The 18,290-nt window shown below is 68.2% G+C and carries 17 protein-coding genes; 8 read left to right on the forward strand and 9 right to left on the reverse strand.

The features are described from left to right. The 6 genes from AC1D1T_RS14625 to AC1D1T_RS14650 form a co-directional block, all read left to right on the forward strand. A partial coding sequence (locus tag AC1D1T_RS14625; RefSeq protein ID WP_477992053.1) for an oligopeptide/dipeptide ABC transporter ATP-binding protein occupies window positions 1-288 on the forward strand: 288 nt, incomplete at its 5' end. A gap of 8 nt (window positions 289-296) precedes the next feature. Further along, window positions 297-1,364 carry an ABC transporter ATP-binding protein gene (locus tag AC1D1T_RS14630; RefSeq protein WP_465110562.1) on the forward strand — a complete coding sequence of 356 codons (1,068 nt, stop codon included), beginning with the start codon at window positions 297-299 and terminating at the stop codon, window positions 1,362-1,364. Between the two features lie 19 nt (window positions 1,365-1,383). Continuing rightward, window positions 1,384-2,898, forward strand: coding sequence for an ABC transporter substrate-binding protein (locus AC1D1T_RS14635; protein WP_477841840.1), 1,515 nt, complete (start codon window positions 1,384-1,386; stop codon window positions 2,896-2,898). Between the two features lie 7 nt (window positions 2,899-2,905). Further along, window positions 2,906-3,847, forward strand: coding sequence for an ABC transporter permease (locus tag AC1D1T_RS14640; protein ID WP_047507078.1), 942 nt, complete (start codon window positions 2,906-2,908; stop codon window positions 3,845-3,847). Window positions 3,848-3,849: 2 nt separating this feature from the next. Beyond that, window positions 3,850-4,740 carry an ABC transporter permease gene (locus AC1D1T_RS14645; RefSeq protein ID WP_477825900.1) on the forward strand — a complete coding sequence of 297 codons (891 nt, stop codon included), beginning with the start codon at window positions 3,850-3,852 and terminating at the stop codon, window positions 4,738-4,740. A 33-nt stretch (window positions 4,741-4,773) separates the two neighbouring features. After that, complete coding sequence (locus AC1D1T_RS14650) at window positions 4,774-6,381, forward strand: gamma-glutamyltransferase family protein (protein ID WP_477825901.1); 1,608 nt, start codon at window positions 4,774-4,776, stop codon at window positions 6,379-6,381. 7 nt (window positions 6,382-6,388) lie between these two features. On the opposite strand, the gene AC1D1T_RS14655 is transcribed toward AC1D1T_RS14650, so the two are convergent. The 6 genes from AC1D1T_RS14655 to AC1D1T_RS14680 all read right to left on the reverse strand — a co-directional run bounded on the left by AC1D1T_RS14655 (window position 6,389) and on the right by AC1D1T_RS14680 (window position 11,656). Beyond that, complete coding sequence (locus tag AC1D1T_RS14655) at window positions 6,389-7,699, reverse strand: HipA domain-containing protein (RefSeq protein WP_477992054.1); 1,311 nt, start codon at window positions 7,697-7,699, stop codon at window positions 6,389-6,391. Window positions 7,700-7,703: 4 nt separating this feature from the next. Next, window positions 7,704-8,006 carry a helix-turn-helix domain-containing protein gene (locus AC1D1T_RS14660; protein WP_477826615.1) on the reverse strand — a complete coding sequence of 101 codons (303 nt, stop codon included), beginning with the start codon at window positions 8,004-8,006 and terminating at the stop codon, window positions 7,704-7,706. A gap of 129 nt (window positions 8,007-8,135) precedes the next feature. After that, complete coding sequence (locus AC1D1T_RS14665) at window positions 8,136-8,879, reverse strand: VWA domain-containing protein (RefSeq protein ID WP_477826616.1); 744 nt, start codon at window positions 8,877-8,879, stop codon at window positions 8,136-8,138. Next, a complete protein-coding gene (locus tag AC1D1T_RS14670; protein ID WP_477826617.1) occupies window positions 8,879-9,790 on the reverse strand; it encodes a hypothetical protein in 912 nt (303 codons plus the stop codon). Before AC1D1T_RS14670 ends, AC1D1T_RS14665 begins: the two co-directional genes overlap by 1 nt. 15 nt (window positions 9,791-9,805) lie before the next feature. Beyond that, entirely contained in the window at window positions 9,806-10,447 is a 642-nt protein-coding gene (locus AC1D1T_RS14675; RefSeq protein ID WP_047507069.1) for a TerD family protein, read from the reverse strand. 15 nt (window positions 10,448-10,462) lie between these two features. Further along, window positions 10,463-11,656 (reverse strand): hypothetical protein, encoded by a 1,194-nt coding sequence (locus tag AC1D1T_RS14680; RefSeq protein ID WP_477826618.1) that lies wholly within the window; start codon window positions 11,654-11,656, stop codon window positions 10,463-10,465. A 135-nt stretch (window positions 11,657-11,791) separates the two neighbouring features. On the opposite strand from AC1D1T_RS14680, the gene AC1D1T_RS14685 reads away from it, so the two are divergent. Both AC1D1T_RS14685 and AC1D1T_RS14690 read left to right on the forward strand, forming a co-directional pair. Continuing rightward, on the forward strand, window positions 11,792-12,193 hold the full coding sequence (locus AC1D1T_RS14685; protein ID WP_477826619.1) for a nuclear transport factor 2 family protein: 402 nt from the start codon (window positions 11,792-11,794) through the stop codon (window positions 12,191-12,193). A gap of 294 nt (window positions 12,194-12,487) precedes the next feature. Then, entirely contained in the window at window positions 12,488-12,730 is a 243-nt protein-coding gene (locus AC1D1T_RS14690) for a glutaredoxin domain-containing protein (RefSeq protein WP_465110572.1), read from the forward strand. A gap of 22 nt (window positions 12,731-12,752) precedes the next feature. Here AC1D1T_RS14690 and AC1D1T_RS14695 read toward each other — a convergent pair whose 3' ends face one another. The 3 genes from AC1D1T_RS14695 to AC1D1T_RS14705 form a co-directional block, all read right to left on the reverse strand. Further along, on the reverse strand, window positions 12,753-13,160 hold the full coding sequence (locus AC1D1T_RS14695) for a DUF1801 domain-containing protein (protein ID WP_047507058.1): 408 nt from the start codon (window positions 13,158-13,160) through the stop codon (window positions 12,753-12,755). Window positions 13,161-13,281: 121 nt separating this feature from the next. Beyond that, window positions 13,282-16,269: a di-heme oxidoredictase family protein gene (locus AC1D1T_RS14700; RefSeq protein WP_477992055.1), complete on the reverse strand. Its 2,988-nt coding sequence runs from the start codon at window positions 16,267-16,269 to the stop codon at window positions 13,282-13,284. A gap of 327 nt (window positions 16,270-16,596) precedes the next feature. Further along, window positions 16,597-18,150: a methyl-accepting chemotaxis protein gene (locus AC1D1T_RS14705; RefSeq protein WP_477838697.1), complete on the reverse strand. Its 1,554-nt coding sequence runs from the start codon at window positions 18,148-18,150 to the stop codon at window positions 16,597-16,599. Window positions 18,151-18,290 lie beyond the last annotated feature (140 nt).

Below are 18,290 nucleotides of genomic sequence, written 5' to 3' on the forward strand. Positions count from 1 at the left end.
ATGTATGCCGGGCGCATCGTCGAACGCGCGCCGGTGCAGGCGCTGTTCGAATCGCCGCAGCACCCGTACACGATCGGCCTGCTCGGCGCGGTGCCGCGCCTCGACGGCGAGCGCACGCGGCTCGCGTCGATCGACGGCCAGGTGCCGAGCCCGCTGCGCCGCCCGCCCGGCTGCAGCTTCGCCGAGCGCTGCCCGTTCGCCGAGCCGCGCTGCCGCGAAGCCGCGCCCGAGTTGTATGAGCTGGCGCCGCGCCATGAGGCGGCGTGCTGGCGGGCGCCCCTTCCATGAGTGACGCCATGAGTGACCCCGTGAACGATGTGCTGTTGAACGTCGAGGGCCTGGTCAAGCACTTCCCGGTGCGCCGCGGGCTGTTCGGCCGCGCGAAGGGCGCGGTGCGCGCGGTCGACGGCATCGACCTCGCGATCGCGCGCGGCGAAACGCTCGGCGTGGTCGGCGAATCCGGCTGCGGCAAGTCGACGCTCGGCCGGCTGGTGCTGCGGCTGATCGAGCCGAGCGCCGGCCGCGTGCGCTTCGACGGGCAGGATCTCGGCGCGCTCGATGCCGCCGCATTGCGCGCCCAGCGCCGTGCGATGCAGATCATCTTCCAGGACCCGTTCTCGTCGCTGAACCCGCGCATGACGGTCGGCCAGACGCTTACCGAGCCGCTGATGCTGCACGGCCTGCACACCGGCCGGCATCGCGAGCGCGTGGCCGAGCTGTTGCACACCGTGGGCCTGGCGCCCGAGCATGCGCAGCGCTTTCCGCACGAGTTCTCTGGCGGGCAACGCCAGCGCATCGGCATCGCGCGGGCATTGGCGGTCGAGCCGAAGCTGATCGTCTGCGACGAGGCGGTGTCGGCGCTCGATGTCTCGGTGCAGGCGCAGGTGGTGAACCTGCTGCAGGACCTGCAGCAGCGCTTCGGCATCGCCTACCTCTTCATCGCGCACGACCTGGCGGTGGTCAAGCACATCGCGACGCGCGTCGCGGTGATGTACCTCGGCCGCGTCGTCGAGCTGGCCGACAAGCGCACGCTGTTCGCGGCGCCGCGCCACCCGTACACGCAGGCGCTGCTGTCGGCGATTCCGGTGCCCGAACCTGGCCTGCAGCGCCAGCGCGTGCTGCTGGCCGGCGACGTGCCGAGCCCGGTCAACCCGCCGGGCGGCTGCCACTTCCACACGCGCTGCGTGCATGCGCGCGAGCGTTGCGCGCAACAGGCGCCTGCCCTGGAGCTGCACGACGGCCAGGCGGTCGCGTGCCACTTCTGGCGCGAGCTGCCCGCGCCTGCGCCGTTGAAGCCCGCGGCCGCCATCACGCCGGCCGGCATCCGCCTCGCGCGCCTGCAGGCCGCCTTCATTCATCCTTGATCAGTTCCTGGAGTTCACGATGACGTATCCGATGACCCGATGGATCCCCGCGCTGCTGCTGGCGTCTGCGCCGCTGCTCGCTGCAGCGCAGACGCTGCGCGTCGGCCTGGCCGAAGACCCCGACGTGCTCGACCCCTCGCTCTCGCGCAGCTTCGTCGGCCGCGTCGTGTTCAGCGCGCTGTGCGACAAGCTGTTCGATGTCGACGAGAAGCTCGCGATCCAGCCGCAGCTGGCCACCGGCTATGAGTGGTCGGCCGACAGCAGGACGCTGACGCTGAAGCTGCGCCCGGGGGTCACCTTCCACGACGGCGAGAAGTTCGACGCCGCGGCCGTCAAGTTCAACATCGAGCGCCACAAGACGCTGCCCGGCTCGAACCGCCGCGGCGAGCTGGCGCCGGTGGCCACCGTTGACGTGGTGGACCCGCTGACGGTGAAGCTGAACCTGTCGGCACCGTTCTCGCCGCTGCTCGCGCAGTTGGCCGACCGCGCCGGCATGATGGTCTCGCCGAAGGCAGCGCAGGCGGCCGGCGACAAGTTCGGCACGAAGCCGGTGTGCGCGGGGCCGTTCAGGTTCGTCGAGCGCGTCGCGCAGGACCGCATGGTGTTCGAGCGCTACCCGCAATACTGGAACAAGGACGCGATCCACTTCGACAAGATCGTCTACACGCCGATCCCCGACGCGACGGTGCGGCTGGCCAACCTGAAATCCGGCCAGCTCGATTTCATCGAGCGCGTCGCCTCCAGCGACATGGAGAAGCTGCAGTCCGACAAGAAGCTGAAGACCTCGCGCATCACCGAGATCGGCTACCAGGGCATCACGATCAACCTTGCGAAGAGCGACAAGGCGAAGCAGAACCCGCTGGGCCGCGACGCCCGCGTGCGCGAGGCGTTCGAGCTCTCGCTCGACCGCCAGGGCATCGCGCAGGTGGTGATGGACAACGAGGCGACGGTCGGCAACCAGTGGGTCGCGCCGGCCAATGCCTGGTACGCGAAGAACGTGCCGGTGCCCAAGCGCGACATCCCGCGCGCCAAGGCATTGCTGAAGGAAGCCGGCATTCCGAACCCGAGCTTCACGCTGGTGGCGCCGACCACGTCGGACGCGCAGCGCCTGGCGCTGGTGGTGCAGGCGATGACGCGCGAGGCCGGCTTCGACGTGAAGATCCAGGCCGCCGAGTTCGCGACCTCGCTGAACATGGCCGACAAGGGCGACTTCGAGGCGCTGGTGCTGGCGTGGAGCGGCCGTGCCGATCCGGACGGCAACCTGTTCAGCTTCCACGGCTGCAAGCAGCCGCTGAACTACGCCGGGTATTGCGATGCCGAGACCGATGCGCTGCTGACCCGCTCGCGCGAATTGCGCGACCCCGCCGAGCGCAAGAAGGTGTTCGAGCAGGTCGCCGCGCGCGTGCTGAAGGAGCGGCCGATCGTCTACCTGTACCACCGCAACTGGCTGTGGGCCTACAACGCGAAGCTCGGCGGCGTGCGCAACGTGCCCGACGGCCTGCTGCGCGTGAGCGGCCTGAAGCTCACGCCTTGATCCGCTGATGTTCGAGTACCTCGTCAAGCGCGTCGCGACGCTGCTGCCGACGCTGCTGTTCGTCTCGATGCTGATCTTCGGGTTGCAGCAGCTGCTGCCCGGCGACCCGGCCAAGATCCTGGCCGGCGAAGACCAGGATCCGCAAGTGGTGGCCTACCTGCGCGCCAAGCTGCACCTCGACGAGCCGCTGCCGCTGCGCTATGCCCGCTGGGTCGGCGGCGTGCTGCAGGGCGACCTCGGCGAATCGGTGCGCAACCAGCAGCCGGTGCTCGAGCTGATCCTGCAGAAGCTGCCGGTGACGGTGGAGCTCGCGCTGCTGGCGATGGCGATCGCGCTGGCAATCGGCATCCCGTCGGGCATCGTCTCGGCGGTGGGGCGCGGCACGGCCTGGGACTGGGCGGCCAACGCGTTCGCGCTGTGGGGCATCTCGACGCCGAACTTCTGGCTCGGCATCCTGATGATCCTGCTGTTCTCGGTGCAGCTCGGCTGGCTGCCGGCCTCGGGCTACGTGAGCCCGTTCGAGGACCTGGGCGCGAACCTGGCCGCGATGATCATGCCGGCCTTCGTGCTCGGCAACGCGATCGCCGCGGTGCTGATGCGCCACACGCGCAGCGCGATGCTGCAGGTGATGTCGGCCGACTACGTGCGCACCGCGCGCGCCAAGGGCCTGAGCGAGCGCACCGTGGTGCTGAAGCATGCGCTGCGCAATGCGCTGACGCCGATCATCACGCTGGGCGCGCTGGAGCTGGGCACGCTGCTGTCGGGCGCGGTGCTCACCGAGCAGGTGTTCACGATCCCCGGTTTCGGCAAGCTGGTGGTGGATGCGGTGTTCAACCGCGACTACGCAGTGGTGCAGGGCGTGGTGCTCGTCACCGCCAGCACCTACATGCTGCTCAACCTGCTGGCCGACTTGGCCTACTTTGCGGTCAACCCGCGACTGAGGCGCTGACGATGGTTGCCGTGCTTCCTGTTGTCCACACCACGACCCCCGCCCCGCGCTCCGAGGCCGGCCCGTGGCGCCGCGCCTGGCGCCGGCTGAAGCGCCGCCGTGGCGCGCTGCTCGGCCTCGCGGTCGTGCTGCTCTTCATCGCGATGGCGCTGTTCGCGCCGTGGTTCGGCCTGCAGGATCCGGTGGCCACCAGCTGGAGCGCGATCCGCAAGGCGCCGAGCGCCGAGCACTGGTTCGGCACCGACGAGATCGGCCGCGACGTGCTGTCGCGCGTGGTGTGGGGCACGCGCGCGTCGCTGCTCGCCGGGCTGGTGTCGGTGAGCATCTCGCTGCTGCTGGGCGTGCCGATCGGGCTGGCGGCGGGCTTCCTCGGTGGCTTCGCCGACGCGCTGATCTCGCGCATCACCGATGCCTTCCTGGCCTGCCCGTTCCTGATCCTGGCGATCGCGCTGGCGGCCTTCCTCGGGCCGAGCCTCTCCAACGCGATGATCGCGATCGGCGTGTCGGCCACGCCGATCTTCGTGCGGCTCGCGCGGGCGCAGGTGCTGAACGTGAAGGTCGAGGACTACATCGAGGCGGCGCGCGCGGTCGGCAACCCGCCGCTGCGCATCGCGCTGCGGCATGTGCTGCCCAACATCACGCCGCCGGTGATCGTGCAGGCGACGCTGGCGATCGCGTCGGCGGTGATCGCCGAGGCGAGCCTGTCGTTCCTCGGGCTCGGGCAACAGCCGCCGGCGCCGAGCTGGGGCAGTATGCTGAATACGGCGAAGAACTATGTCGACTCAGCACCGTGGATGGCGATCTGGCCGGGCGTGTCGATCTTCCTGCTGGTGCTGTCCTTCAACCTGCTCGGCGACGGGCTGCGCGATGCGCTGGATCCGCGGCAACGTTGAGCATTTCCCGGATTGGCTTCCGGGCTACACACCATGAACTTCGACTGGACCAACCCCTATCCCACCATCCGCAGCCCGCTGATGGCCCGCAACGTCGTCGCGACCTCGCAGGCGCTGGCTTCGCAGGCCGGGCTGCGCATGCTGCTGAAAGGCGGCAACGCGGTCGATGCGGCGATTGCCGCGGCGGCGGCGCTGACCATCGTCGAGCCGGTGTCGAACGGCCTCGGCAGCGACAACTTCGCGATCCTGTGGGACGGCAAGGAACTGCACGGCCTCAATTCGTCGGGCGTTGCGCCGACGGCGTGGAACCCTGAGTACTTCCGCCGCAAGCATGGCGACAAGATGCCGATGCGCGGCTGGGACACGGTGACCACCCCCGGCGCGGTGGCGGGCTGGGTGGCGTTGTCCGAGCGCTTCGGCAAGCTGCCGTTCGCCGACCTGCTGGAGCCGGCCATCGAGCTGGCCGAGCGCGGCCATGGGGTCGGGCGCATCGTCTCGGACAAGTGGGGCCGCCAGGTACCGGGCCTGAAAGACCAGCCCGGCTACGCCGAGGCCTTCATGCCGCGCGGGCGCGCACCGGAGCCCGGCGAGCGCTTCGTGTTCGCGGCGGCCGGTGCGACGCTGCGGCAGATTGCGCTGACGAAGGGCGAGGCCTTCTACCGCGGCGAGATTGCCGAGAAGCTGGTGGCGCATGCGAAGGCGAACGGCGGCAGCATGGCGCTGGTCGACCTCGCGAACTTCCGGCCCGAGTGGGTGACGACCATCCGCCAGGATTTCGCCGGCCACACGGTGCACGAGATCCCGCCGAACGGGCAGGGCATTGCCGCGCTGATGGCGCTGGGGATGCTGGAGCGGCTCGACCTCGCCCGGTACCCGGTCGACAGTGTCGAATCGCAGCACCTGCAGATCGAGGCGATGAAGCTCGCGTTCGCCGACACCTACCGCTGGGTCGCCGACGCGCGCTCGATGACCGAGGTGACGGCCGAGGATCTGCTGAGCGACGGCTACCTGCGCGAACGCGCGAAGCTGATCGACCCGAAGCGTGCCGGCGACCCGGCACACGGCACGCCGCCGAAGGGCGGCACCATCTACCTGAGCGCGGCCGACGAGCGCGGGATGATGATCAGCCTGATCCAGTCCAACTACATGGGCTTCGGCAGCGGCGTGGTGGTGCCGGGCACCGGCGTCAGTTTGCAGAACCGCGGTCACGGCTTCACGCTGGACGAGAAGCATCCGAACGTCGTGGCACCGGGCAAGCGGCCGTTCCACACCATCATCCCCGGCTTCCTGACGCGCGACGGCCAACCGCAGATGAGCTTCGGCGTGATGGGCGGCAACATGCAGCCGCAAGGCCACCTGCAGACGCTGGTGCGCATGCTGGTGCACCGCCAGCAGCCGCAGGCGGCCTGCGATGCGCCGCGCTGGAAGGTGGGCAGCGGGCGGGCGGTGGATTTCGAATCGACGATGGCACCGGCGCTGGTCGACGGGCTGAAGGCACTCGGCCACCGCTTCGAGCCGACGCCCGACGCGTACATGGACTACGGCAGCGGGCAGTTCATCTGGAAGCTGAGCGATGACCAGGAAGACGGCTACGTCGCGGCCAGTGATTCGCGGCGTGACGGGCAGGCGGCGGGGTACTGAGCGAGGGTCATGCGCGCCGGGGCGTGATGCGCTTCAGCATGTCGTTCACCACGATGTGCCGGATCGCGCGCAGCACCAACCCTTCCTGGGCGCGATCGGCCGCAGTGAGCTTCGGCATCGCCGCGTTCTCGGCGTCGACTTCGGCGAGCAGGGCATCGAGTTCGACGGGCAGCAGCTTCACCATCCTGTCGATCATCCGATCGCAGGCGATCACGGGCATGCCCAACGCATCGCCGGCCGCGTGAAGTGCCTTGCGGTCAACGTCGCCGAACATCGAGCACTGGTTCATCGAATACATCAGCGGCACCGACGGCCAGATCGCTCGCTCATCGGCGAGCGCCTTCACGTGATACACGCAAGTCGACAGCAGGTCGTAGTGGTCCGCCATCGCGACGCCCTCGGGGCTCACCGAGTACGACAGGTTCTTCAGGTGGTTGTCGTCGTTGCCGATCAGGACGTTGAACAGCAGCCAGTTGAACATTCGCGGTGCCGCGGCGATGCGGTTGGTGCAGGCCCCGACCGCTTCGGCCAGGGATTCGAGCGATGCGGATGATTGCTTGAACTGCCGGGACTTGTTGAGCAACTGGCAGGTGTCGATGATGTGGCTGCGCTGCGTGCGCCCCTGGGCATCGAGGTATCTGTCGAAGCGCTGGACGAGGTACACCGGCTCGGGCGTGTAGAAGCGATGCACGGCAGGGACCGGCAGGCCCACGCGGTCGGCCAGGCGCATCACGACGTACTCGTTGATGACCGAGGCCGCGTAGTCCGCGCTCGGGTGGCTGGGCTTCAGGATGTGCGTCGACGGTTCGCTGCCGACCGGCTCGTACAGGACGCCATCGCGGCAGACGACGGCCAGCTTGTTCTGCGCACCCGCCAGCGACATGCGCTTGGGTGCACTCGCACTCAGCGGAACGCGTTCGATGTTGCGAATGCGTTCGCGCAGCACGTCGTCGGGGAGTTGCTGCAGGCGGCCGCTTGCGGAAGGCGGTGTGCCGGGAGGGAGCAGCACCAGCGAGCCCGCCGATTCGGCCCCGAGGTATTCCAGCAGGGCGAACGCGTCGTCGCCCTTCAGCTTCGCGGCCTTTGTGAGCGTCTCGCGCAGCTTTTCTTCCGGCAGCAGGTTGTCGAAGTACCACTGGACGGCGCGATCGGACGCGCCGTCGAGGTGCTTGCGTCGAGCGCGGGGAAGGCCGGGCGCGAGGTCGAATGCGAGCGGATCGCTGACCCAGTTTTCGGCGTACTCGAAGCGCCAGATGTTGTTCTCGTCCGTGATGACGCCGACCTCGGTGTCATTCAGCCATGCAACGAGTTGACGCATGCGCTCAGGCCTTCGGCTTGCGAGTGGCGCGGGGCTTCAGCGGTCTCAGGCCGCCCTGGGCCTGGAGGGTCTCGAGGTGCGGCAAGGCAGAGGAGGGGATCTCGGCGCTCACCTCCACACCCAGGTCCTTCAGGACCTTGAGCGCCAGGCCGATCTGCAGCGTCGGCTTGCCGTGCTCCAGATCGGCGGCGAACTGCTTGCTGACGCCCGCGAGTCCGGCGAAGTCATCGATGCGCACGTTCGACACCCGGCGCATCGCACGGACGACGAGTCCGAGATCGGTCGGGGACGAGATCTTGACCTTCATCAACAATTCCTGCGTTTGCAGGAATACTACGAGAATCTGTCTGGTTGCGTCAATCATTCCTGCGTTTGCAGGAATATTTCGCTTCAGCTCCGATGGTTGCGAAAAATACCTGCGACCGCAGGAATACGCTCACCCCTTCAACCAGGCAATCAACTCCCCATCGATCAACTGCTCGTTCAACTCCTCGTCCGACTGCGCAACGAACTTGCGCAGGTTGCGGATCGCCTTGAAGCCGGTGTTGCCGAACTGGTCGCCGATGCGCTCGAGGAACGGGAAGGTCGAGCCCTGGTTGGAGATGCCGAGGAACAGGAAATAGACCTGGTCCTGCCGCTGCTCCGATTCGCGCAGTACGCGCATCGTGCGCTCCTTGTCGGCGTTGTCGCCGTCGGTCGCGACGATCACCAGCGAACGCTTCTTCGCGACCGGGATGATCTCGTCCTTCTGCCCCATCAAGCGACCGAAGAAGCCCGCCTTCTTCTCGATCGGGCCGGCCCAGCCGAAGTGCTTCAGCATGCGCTCCAGCAGGTGCGAGTAGTCGGTGCCGCCGTTCCAGCCCGGCACCTTCGCGATGATGTTGTTCGCGACGTAGCCGTCGTAGTTGCCCGCGTCGACCGAGCCCACGTCGTGCACGCCGTTCGCACCGGACGAGAAGGTGAAGACATCGACCTTCCTGTCCGGATCGAACGCCAGGCCCCAGGGCACCAGCCGCGTCAGCAGCTGGTCGGTGATGCCGGCGCGGTGCTCGTCCTCGAACGAGCCGGAGACGTCCAGGCCGAAGCCGACCTCCAGTGCCGGTGGTTTCGTGACGCCGGCCTTCTCCAGGCTCAGGACCAGCGTGCGGGCGGACTTCTCAAGGTTCAGGGTCAGGGCCATCAGAGGGCTCGCTTCAGGGTTTGCAGAAGGTCGTGGAGTTTCTCGGCCGCGAGGAAGCGCTGCGTCTCGCTGGGCCGCGAGGCCAGGCCGGCCAGCTGCGCGTGGACCGCGGGCAGCTTCAGCAGCACGCCGTCCTGCACCCAGGTCATCAGCTCTTGCAGGCGGCTCGCGTCCTGCTCCAGGTGCAGGCGGTGCTCCTGGAGCATCGCCTGCGATCCGGTCAGCGACGTGATGCGGGCCAGCAGCAGCCCGCCCGTCTCGGGGCCGACGTGGTCGAGCAGGTATTCGGCGGCCAGCGCGCTCGCTTCCAGCCGCTGGCCACAGGCCTGCACCGGTTGCTGCAGCAGGCCGATTGCCTGCAGCTGATCGGACAGCGCCGCGCGCGAGGCGCCGAGCAGCGCCTCGAGCTGCGTGACCTCGGCTTCGTGCCCCGCCCAGACGGCCGCGGCCGGCTTGCGGAAGAAGCCGCCGTCCAGCGCTTCGAGCACGTCCGACAGCAGCTCGTGCAGCCGGCGCAGGTGCTGCGGCACGCTGCGCGTCGTGGCCTCTTGCGCGAGCTGCAGGCGCTGGCGGATCAGCGCGGCGAGTTCTTCCTGCTCCGGCATGCCGAAGCGCAGCCAGCCGGTGGCATCGAGGCTTTGCGCATGCACGCCCGCCAGCACGCCCTGCGTGCGCTGCAGCGCGGCGGTGTCGACATGAGGGAAGCGGCGCACCAGCTCGGCCAGCGGCACCTCGACCGGCTTGCGCTGCACGCCGGGCAACGCGGAGGCCGCGAAGACCGGCGGCGCGACGACCGGGCTCGCAGGCACCGAGGGCATCGCCGTGACGGGCCGCGCGGCGCCCGGCAACACCGTCGGCTTGACGGGCTCAGGCACGCCTGCCCCACCGATCACGGTGACCTTGATGTTCATGCCTCAGGCGACATTTCAGGAGAAGTGGCCCAGCACCTGGTTGAAGTCGCTGTTGAAGCCGACGCCGACGCCGACGAAGGACGAGCCCGAGGCCTCGACCATGATCGAGCCCATCTGCACGCCGACGAACTCGCCGAACTGGTCGGACAGGCTCACGTTCAGCAGCTCCTTGCCGAGCGCGTTCTCGACGACGACACGCGCGTTGCGCACGGTGCGGAAGCTCCGACCGGAGCCTTGCGGATGGATCATCGCGACCAGCGGGATCTCGATCACGCCGGCCGCCGGCGGGGCCAGGCGATCGGGCTGGATCGACACCCACTCGTCGTCGCCGGTGGCCAGGCCGTCGGTCGCGTCGGGGCTGTGGACCAGCGCGCCGCCGTGCACCGAGAAGGTCTTGTCGGCATTCAGCGGCAGCGTGCCGGTGGCCTGGCCGCGGATCGTGCGCTGCACGTTGTAGGTCGACAGGATGTCGCCGAAGTCGGACACCTTCGCGCCGCCGCCGGTGTTCACGGCCACCAGCGCGTGCAGGTCGATGTCGGTGTCGCCGTCCCAGGCCAGCCGCACCTTGAAGCGCTCGCCCTTGTCGAGCGACAGCGACAGCTTCGGGGCGGCATCGCCGGGCTTGGTCAGGTTCAGCTTGAGCGAGGGTGCGGTCATGGTGGCTCGTGGTGGTCAGCGGGTGTAGGTTTGGGCGGCGACGGTGGCAGCGGGGTTCATCTGCCTGCCGAGGCTCAGCATGTCCTGCCGGGCCTGCGCCATCAGCGCGCGGGCCTCGTCGAACTTGCGCTGGTTGGTGTCGCGTGAAGCATCGACCAGCGCGACCAGGCTCTGCGTGTCGGCCACCACCGACTGCAGCTGCTGCGCCTGCGCCAGCCGGTTGTTGCCCGGCGCGGTGGCGGCGGTCTCGACGACATCCTTCATCAGCTGGCTGCGCACATGGTTCAGGTTGCGATCGAGGTCGGCGCCCTGCTGGCCCAGGCGCTGCAGGTCCTGCACCATGCGCGCGCCGTGGATGGTCAGCAGCGTCATCTTGATGCTCGCGAAGCGCGAGGCCATCGTCGTCGCCAGCTCCTGCAGCGTCGCGACGCCGGCGTTCTGCAGCTGGCGGATCACGAGCTGGTCGGCCGGCAGCTTGGTCAGCGTGGCCTCGACGGCCAGCGCGCGCGATTCGAGCGACTGCAGCTTGTCGCGCACGTCGTGGCCGCGCTGCGGATCGCCGGCCAGCTCGGGCTCCATGGCGGCCACCTCGGTGCGTGCCTTGGCCAGCACGCTGTTCAGGAAGACGGCATCTTCGGCGAACGCGACGAAGCTCTTGCGGTACTCGGCCTTCACGGTGTCGAGGTGGCGCAGCTCCTCGTTGAGGCGGGTCATCTCGACGCGCAGCCTGGTTTCCATCGTGCCGATCAGATCGGACAGCGCCTTCGACCGGCCCGACGCGATGCGCGCCGCCTCTTCATAGGCCCGGTTGGCGGCCTGGCGCAGCGACTTCGGGTTGAAGATGCCGAGGATGCGGGCCAGCAGAGACGGCCGCGCGTTCAGGATGCGGTTGGCCAGCTCGGGCAGGTTCTCGTCCTGCACATGCTGGTTCAGCGATGCGACCAGCGTGAACAGCTGCGGCGAGGTGGCCTTGTCGATGCGCGAGAGAAAGCCGTCGAGCGTGCGGTTCAGCGCCAGCTCGGGCTCCACGCCCAGCGCCGCGATGTCGTGCTGCGAGATCTCGGCGAACTTGAAGGCGTCGACCCGGGCCAGCAGGCTGTCCTGCTGCTGCGGCGACAACGCCAGTGGAAAGTTCTGCGGCAGGCTCAGCTGCGGGTTCGTCGCCAGCGACGCCGGCGAGGTGGCCACGAGGGCGTTGGGGTCGGTCATGGGCGCCATTCTCATACAAGCGGTGCGGATGTAGGAGCACACCTACGGGGGAACCCCGCCTTCTCCGATGTCCCTCGCGCACAGGAGTCGCAGGATGGGAGCCCTGTTCCTGATCGAGCCTGAAAGGAGTTCCTCATGCCGACACCGCAGAAGACACTGATCGACCTGGAGAAGAAGTTCTGGCAGTCGATGGTGAACCAGGACACCGATACCGCGCTCGCGATGCTCAGCGAGCCTTCGCTGATGGTCAGCTCGCATGGCGCGATGAAATTCGACCACGCGGCCTATCGCAAGATGGCGGAGCAGGGCAACATGGTGGTCACCTCGTTCGAGCTGAGCGACGTGGAGGTGGTGTTCCCGAACGACGCGATGGCGATCGTGACCTACCGCGTCAAGCAGGACGTCGCGCCGCGCGGCGAGAGCAAGGCCACGCAGCAGGTGATGAACGACTCGTCGACCTGGGTGAAGAACGGCAGCGGCTGGCAGTGCGTGATGCACACCGAGACGCCGGCCGAGGCGGCGCCGACGAAGCACTGATGGCGCTCACGCGAGCGGCCCCGCGAGGGCCGTTCGCATGCAGGCGCTTGCGCTCAATCCGTCGGGCGTTTGTGCGCGGCCGACACGCGCAGGCCGACGAGGGCCGCCTGACGAAGGCCGAAATGAAGGATGCAGCCCAGAATTCGAGGATGAAATAGTGCGCCGCGCAAGGGATGCCGATGACCAGGGCGAAGAAGAGCAAGGCGATGGGTCTCAAGGGCGGCGCTCGCAGGTGAGAGGCCGGTGATTCCCGGCCGGCAGCGATTCTCGCAGAGCGCCTCTACACTTTCGCGCATGAACCTGAACATCGTCGTCTATTCGAAATCGGCCTGCCCGCAATGCGACTCGGCCAAGATGCTGCTGAGCTCCCGCGCGCTGGAGTTCAAGGAGATCCGCATCGATGACGAGGCCGAGCGCCTGGCGTTCTTCGAGAAGTGCGGGCCGTCGGTGCGGCAGATGCCGCAGGTCTTCATCAACGACCAGCGGGTCGGCGGGCTGACGGGGCTGCAGGCGGCGCTGGCGCAGCTCGGGCGGTGAGCGGCGATGCCGCCGCCCGGTCTCACATCCGCTCCCCCGGCAGCCGGCTCGCCTGCTCCACCCACGCGATGAACCGGGCCTCGTCCAAGGGCTCGTCCTCGCGGATGTGCAGGTAGCGCGTGTCCTTGCTCTTCGATTCGACCGGCGGCATGGGTTCCAGACGGGCGCCGCGGAAGAACGCCACCTTCACGTAGTTCGTGAACACGTGGAAGCTGAGGAACCAGCCCTGGCCCTCGATGCCATAGAAGGGGGAGTTCCACTTCACCGCCTTGTGCACGGCCGGCACCGCGCGAACGACCAGCTCGTCGATGCGGCGCCCCACGTCGCGCTTCCAACCCGGCATCGCGGCGATGAAGGCCTGCACGGGGGCATCGCCCTCTCCCTTCGGGATCTGCGGATTGCCGCCGGCCAGCAGGACAGGTGCGTTCATGGCCGTGAACCTTACCGGAAACTGCACCGCTGCGGAAAGTGACCACCCCATGAAAGAGGCCGCCCCGAAGGGCGGCCTGATGGGCCGTGCCGGGCTGGATCCGCCCCGGCGCCGGCTCGCGTTACAGCGAACCCAGGAAGGCCAGCAGGGCTTCCCGGTCGGTCTTGCTCAGCGCGATGAAGCGATCGCGGCTGGCCTTGCCTTCACCGCCGTGCCACACGATGGCTTCGGTCAGCGTGCGGGCGCGGCTGTCGTGCAGGTAGCCGACCTTCACGTCCTTGCCGGCGACCAGTTCGGTGTAGCCGATGCCCCACAGGGCCGAGGTGCGCCACATGCTGCCGGTGGCCAGGCCTTCGGTCAGGCCGTCGGCCAGATCGGAGCCCATGTCATGCAGCAGCATGTCGGTGTAGGGCTTGATCTTCTGGCCGCGCGCTTCCTGGAACTCGCTGGTGGTGCCGGTCGTCATCGACGGTACGTGGCAGGTCGAGCACTTGATGGTGTTGAACACCGTCGCGCCGGCGGCGATCTTGTCGACGTCCGGGTTCAGCGCGGCCAGCGGCGATACACCCTTCGGGTAGCCGCTCGCCAGGCTGCGTTGCGCCGGCACGGCCAGCAGGGCCACGTAGCGTTCCAGCAGCGTCAGCGCCTCTTCTGTCAGGCCGGGGTCGACGCGGTTCGCGGTGCTGCACTTCGCCGGGCCATACAGGCAGTCGCGGTTCGGGTACACCGGCGAGGTGACCGACATGTCCAGCAGCGCGGCCGCCGACGCCTGGTGGCGCAGGCTGACCTTCGAGGCCTTCCAGCCGTAGCGGCCCAGGCGCACCTTGCCGGTCTCCGGGTCATACGCGTAGTTCGCGATGCCCTGGACGCCGTCGGCATCCGGAGCCGTCCTGGCACGCGCAATGATGTCGGCGTCCGGGATCGCCTCGAGCAGGCCCATGCCGATCACCGGTTGCGCGCTGCGCACCGAGAACACGGCCGGGGTGGGGCCGTCGAACGAGATCGTCGGCTTGCTCAGCTCCACCGAGCTGCCGTCGGCCAGCTTCACGGTCTTCAGCTCGAAGCCCGAGACGTGCACCGCGGTGCCCCAGTCGCGACGCACGCCGTCGGTCGATCCCTTGGCGTTCATCTGCGCGCCCAGGCCATACATCGGGTGCGGCAACTGCTGCCCGTTCCCGTCAACGGCTGCCGTGCGCACCGCCATCGTGTCGATCTTCTGGTTGACGACGGTGGGGGCCAGGCTGCGGCCGTTGTTGATGTGGCAGCCGAAGCAGGTCGACTGGTTGAACATCGGGCCTTGCAGGCCGATCGCGGCGGTGTTCGTGTCGTTGCCGTTCTCGGTGTGCTCACCGGTCTGCATGCTGGTGTGGAACCAGCGGCGGCCCTCCACGAAGCGCTGCATGTTCTGCATGCCGATGTTGTTGTGCGGCTGCTGGAACATCAGCGGGCTGTTGTCCGAGTAGTCGTACGAGGTCGAGCCGAGGCCGCCCTGCAGTGCCGCTTCCGGGATCGGGGCGTTCATCAGGCGCGGCTGCACGCCGTACCAGGGGCGCAGGCCCTCGCCCATCACGTAGGTGACTTCGTTGGTGTAGTAGCGGAAGTTGCCGCTGTCCTTCACGTCGTCCATCGCCTTGCGCGACGAGAAGAACGAGCCGGTGAACTCCATCACGTCGCCGGCCCTCAGCGGGCGGCCGTCGACGTGCGGGCCGTTGCCCACCATCACGCCGTTGGCGTCCGCCACCAGCGAGTTGTAGCCGGGGTACTCGCTGAGCACCACGCTGCAACCGTCGTTGGCACCGATCACGTTCATGTAGCCGCTGGTCGGCTTGGCCAGCGCGGTCTGCGGCGGCTTCGGCACGACCGGGCACGAGGTCTTGTCGACGAAGCCGTCGGTGTAGGTGGTGTCGTCCAGCAGGTCGCCCGGCGACATCCAGCCGTAGTCGGTGACGCCGGCGTTGTCGAAGCGGCGGAAGAACGAATGGCCGCCGCCGCGCTGCGCTTCCTGGAAATACTGGTTGACGACCAGCGTCGGCTTGGTGACGCCCTTCACCTTGCTGTTGTCGATGAACTCCGTGCCCCAGGTGCGGTTCTTGAAGTAGTTCGCGACGAAGTTCAGGTAGACGCCGATGCCCTTGTCCTGCGGCTTGCCGTTGGCGTCGACGGTGTCGTTCGGGCCGTAGCCGACTTCGTTCCAGGCCTCGCCGCGCTCACGGGCGTGGCGCGGGCGGCCGACGAAACCGAAGCGGGTCACCAGCGTGCCGTCCGGCAGCGAGAACTGGATGGTGTCGATCGGCGCCTGCTGGGCCGCCGGCGGGATCAGGTTGGCGCCGTTGGCCGGGTGCGGGAACACCGAGGTCGCGACGGTGGAGCCGAGCGTGTTGTCGCTGCCCGGCGACTTGAAGCTCGCCTCGATGATCGAGTAGCCGTAGCCGGTGGCGCGCTTGACGCCGTTGATGCGCACGTAGCGCACGTTGGCGTTCAGGTTGTAGAACTCTTCGGTGCCGCCCTTGCCGTCGGCCACGTAGCGCAGCTGGTACCAGGTGTCGCCGTCGTCGGAGACGAGGATCGCGTATTCCTTGGCGTACGCGGCTTCCCACACCAGCTTCAGGTAGCCGATCTGGGTCTTGGCGCCGAAGTCGAACTGCAGCCAGTTGGTGTCGGACTGCGAGCTTTCCCAGCGGCTGTCCTGGGTGGCCTTGCCGTCGATGGCCTTGTCGGCGGTGTTGCCGCCATTGGCGCTCGATGCGGTGGCCTTGACCGGCACGACCGCGACGCCGGGCTTGCTCATGTCGACGCCGGAGGGCAGTTGCTGCGCGGGCGTCGGTGCCGGCGCGGCGGGCGCATTGCCGGACGGGATCGACGGGGGCGGTGCCGGGGTCGTCGGCACTTCGTTGGGCGGAGTGGGGTCATTGCCGCCGACCACGGGCGGCGGGGCCGGCGATTGCGCCGGCGGCTGCCCGGGGGCGCCGACGTCGGGGCTCGGTGCCGCGGCGGAATCCGCGTCCTTGCCGCCGCATCCGCTGAGGACGGCCGCTGCGAGGAAGAGGGAGCTCAGTGCCACCAGCGCTGCGCGCGGCCGGCTCTGCCCCTCGGGAATCGGGTGCTTCATGCTGACAGGTCCTTTGATCGTGTCCGTTGGCTGGGTGCTGCGGCGCCCGAGAACTTCATCAATCCTCAGTGCCGGGTGCATGCAGGAATTGATGCGCAGGTTTGATGCCAACGTCGATGCAGCGGAACCGGTTCCGCTCCGTGTGTCCTGCGGAGCCCGCAAGCGCACGGCGTCGCTCCGAAGAGGACGCATTTCACGACAGAAACAACTGGAAACAACCTTGACCGGATGAGGTGTCCGGCAACAGTTTGTGCTCGCGGGCGCTGCAACGCACCCTGTCGATCAGGCGATGGATGCCATTCGATATTCGATGCGTGCCGGCAGCCCTCAGGCCGCGAGTGCGGGTCGAAGCCGGAAGGCGCCGACCACTTCCGTCAGGCGTTGCGCCTGGACGCGAAGACTGTCCGCGGCCGCAGCCGATTCCTCGACGAGTGCGCTGTTCTGCTGCGTCACCTGGTCGAGCTGGGTCACGGCATGGCTGACCTGGTTGATGCCCATCGACTGCTGTTCGGCCGCGGTGCCGATCTCGGAGATCAGCTGGGCCACGCGCTGGACCGAGCTGACGATGTCGCGCATCGTCGTGCCGGCGTCGGCCACCAGTCCCGCACCGGTTTCCACCAGGCCGACGCTCTCGCCGATCAGTGCCTTGATTTCCTTCGCGGCCGTTGCCGAACGCTGCGCGAGCGAGCGCACCTCGCCGGCGACCACCGCAAAACCGCGCCCTTGCTCGCCGGCCCGGGACGCCTCCACCGCGGCATTCAGGGCCAGGATGTTGGTCTGGAAGGCGATGCCGTCGATCACGCCGGTGATGTCGGCGATCTTGCGGGAGCTCGCGCTGATGTCGTTCATCGTCGAGACCACGTGCGACACGACCGTGCCGCCCTTGGTGGCCACGGCGCTCGCCGAGGCCGCCAGCGAGGTCGCCGTGCGTGCGGCATCGGAACTGCTCTTCACCGTCGCGGTGATCTCCTCCATCGACGACGCGGTCTGCTGCAGGTTGGCGGCCTGTTCCTCGGTCCGGTGCGACAGGTCCGCGTTGCCGGTGGCGATCTGGCTCGAGCCGGTGGCGATCGAGTCGCTGCTCTGGCGGACCTGGCCGACGATGCCGACCAGGGATTCGTTCATCGCCTTCAGCGCGGCCAGCAGCTGACCGGTCTCGTCCGTGCGCTCGACCGTGATCTGCGAGGTGAGGTCTCCGGAGGCGACCGTCTGCGCCACGCGCACGGCTTCGGCGATGGGCACCGTGATCGAGCGGGTCAGCACGACGGCGATGCCGCTGGCCAGCGCGACGGCGACGACCGTCAGGCCGATCATCAGCAGCTTGGCCGTGCCGGCGATGCCGGACGCCTCGATGCCGAACTGCTCCATCCCGTCCACCTGGCTCGTGGAGAACGCCTCGATCGCCTCCAGGTAGTCCTTCTGCAGCGGCAGGATGACGCTCACGAGCTGCTGGCGTGCCTCGTCGGCCTTGCCGGCCTTGATCAGCTCGACGAACCCGGCTTCGCGTTCCTTGAACTTCGCACGGCTCTCGGTGAGGTGCAGCAGCGCTGCCACGCCCTTCTCCGAGTGGACCGACGCCTTGAGGCGATCGATGGCGTTCGCCACGATCGGCGCCGACTGCTCGACCTTGTGCAGCTCCTCCCGGGCAACGGCGGGGTCGGTGGTGATCAGTGCCGTGCGGATCGCACGCAGCTGCTTGTTGACCTCGTTCTCGATGGTCTGCGCCAGCGCCACCTTGGCGTACCGGTCATGGAGGATGGTCTCGGTGTTCGCGTTGACGGCGCCGATCTGCGTGTAGCCGATGGCTGCAACGACGACCAGCAGGCCGATGACCAGCGCGAAGGCCGCGGTGAGGCGGGTGCCGATTCTCAGGTTTGCCACAGCTTTCAAGATGACCTCTCCTGCTCCGTGGAGCCTGGTTCGCGCTGGCCGCGCTTGCTGCGCTTGCATTTGCCAATTTGCCAGCGCGCGATGTACCGGGACTATCGGCAGGGCCGGCGCGAGCCTGAGCGGGCGAGTGT

The sequence above is a fragment of the Rhizobacter sp. P2_H3 genome (assembly GCF_056403355.1).

Excerpts from the sequence above, each read along its gene's own strand:
- AC1D1T_RS14665 (WP_477826616.1), bottom strand. The coding sequence starts at position 8,879 with ATGGCCCTGACCCTGAACCTTGAGAAGTCCGCCCGCACGCTGGTCCTG.
- AC1D1T_RS14655 (WP_477992054.1), bottom strand. The coding sequence starts at position 7,699 with ATGCGTCAACTCGTTGCATGGCTGAATGACACCGAGGTCGGCGTCATC.
- AC1D1T_RS14650 (WP_477825901.1), top strand. The coding sequence starts at position 4,774 with ATGAACTTCGACTGGACCAACCCCTATCCCACCATCCGCAGCCCGCTG.
- AC1D1T_RS14660 (WP_477826615.1), bottom strand. The coding sequence starts at position 8,006 with ATGAAGGTCAAGATCTCGTCCCCGACCGATCTCGGACTCGTCGTCCGT.
- AC1D1T_RS14695 (WP_047507058.1), bottom strand. The coding sequence starts at position 13,160 with ATGAACGCACCTGTCCTGCTGGCCGGCGGCAATCCGCAGATCCCGAAG.
- AC1D1T_RS14670 (WP_477826617.1), bottom strand. The coding sequence starts at position 9,790 with ATGAACATCAAGGTCACCGTGATCGGTGGGGCAGGCGTGCCTGAGCCC.
- AC1D1T_RS14675 (WP_047507069.1), bottom strand. The coding sequence starts at position 10,447 with ATGACCGCACCCTCGCTCAAGCTGAACCTGACCAAGCCCGGCGATGCC.
- AC1D1T_RS14700 (WP_477992055.1), bottom strand. The coding sequence starts at position 16,269 with ATGAAGCACCCGATTCCCGAGGGGCAGAGCCGGCCGCGCGCAGCGCTG.
- AC1D1T_RS14690 (WP_465110572.1), top strand. The coding sequence starts at position 12,488 with ATGAACCTGAACATCGTCGTCTATTCGAAATCGGCCTGCCCGCAATGC.
- AC1D1T_RS14685 (WP_477826619.1), top strand. The coding sequence starts at position 11,792 with ATGCCGACACCGCAGAAGACACTGATCGACCTGGAGAAGAAGTTCTGG.
- AC1D1T_RS14635 (WP_477841840.1), top strand. The coding sequence starts at position 1,384 with ATGACGTATCCGATGACCCGATGGATCCCCGCGCTGCTGCTGGCGTCT.
- AC1D1T_RS14645 (WP_477825900.1), top strand. The coding sequence starts at position 3,850 with ATGGTTGCCGTGCTTCCTGTTGTCCACACCACGACCCCCGCCCCGCGC.
- AC1D1T_RS14630 (WP_465110562.1), top strand. The coding sequence starts at position 297 with ATGAGTGACCCCGTGAACGATGTGCTGTTGAACGTCGAGGGCCTGGTC.
- AC1D1T_RS14640 (WP_047507078.1), top strand. The coding sequence starts at position 2,906 with ATGTTCGAGTACCTCGTCAAGCGCGTCGCGACGCTGCTGCCGACGCTG.
- AC1D1T_RS14680 (WP_477826618.1), bottom strand. The coding sequence starts at position 11,656 with ATGACCGACCCCAACGCCCTCGTGGCCACCTCGCCGGCGTCGCTGGCG.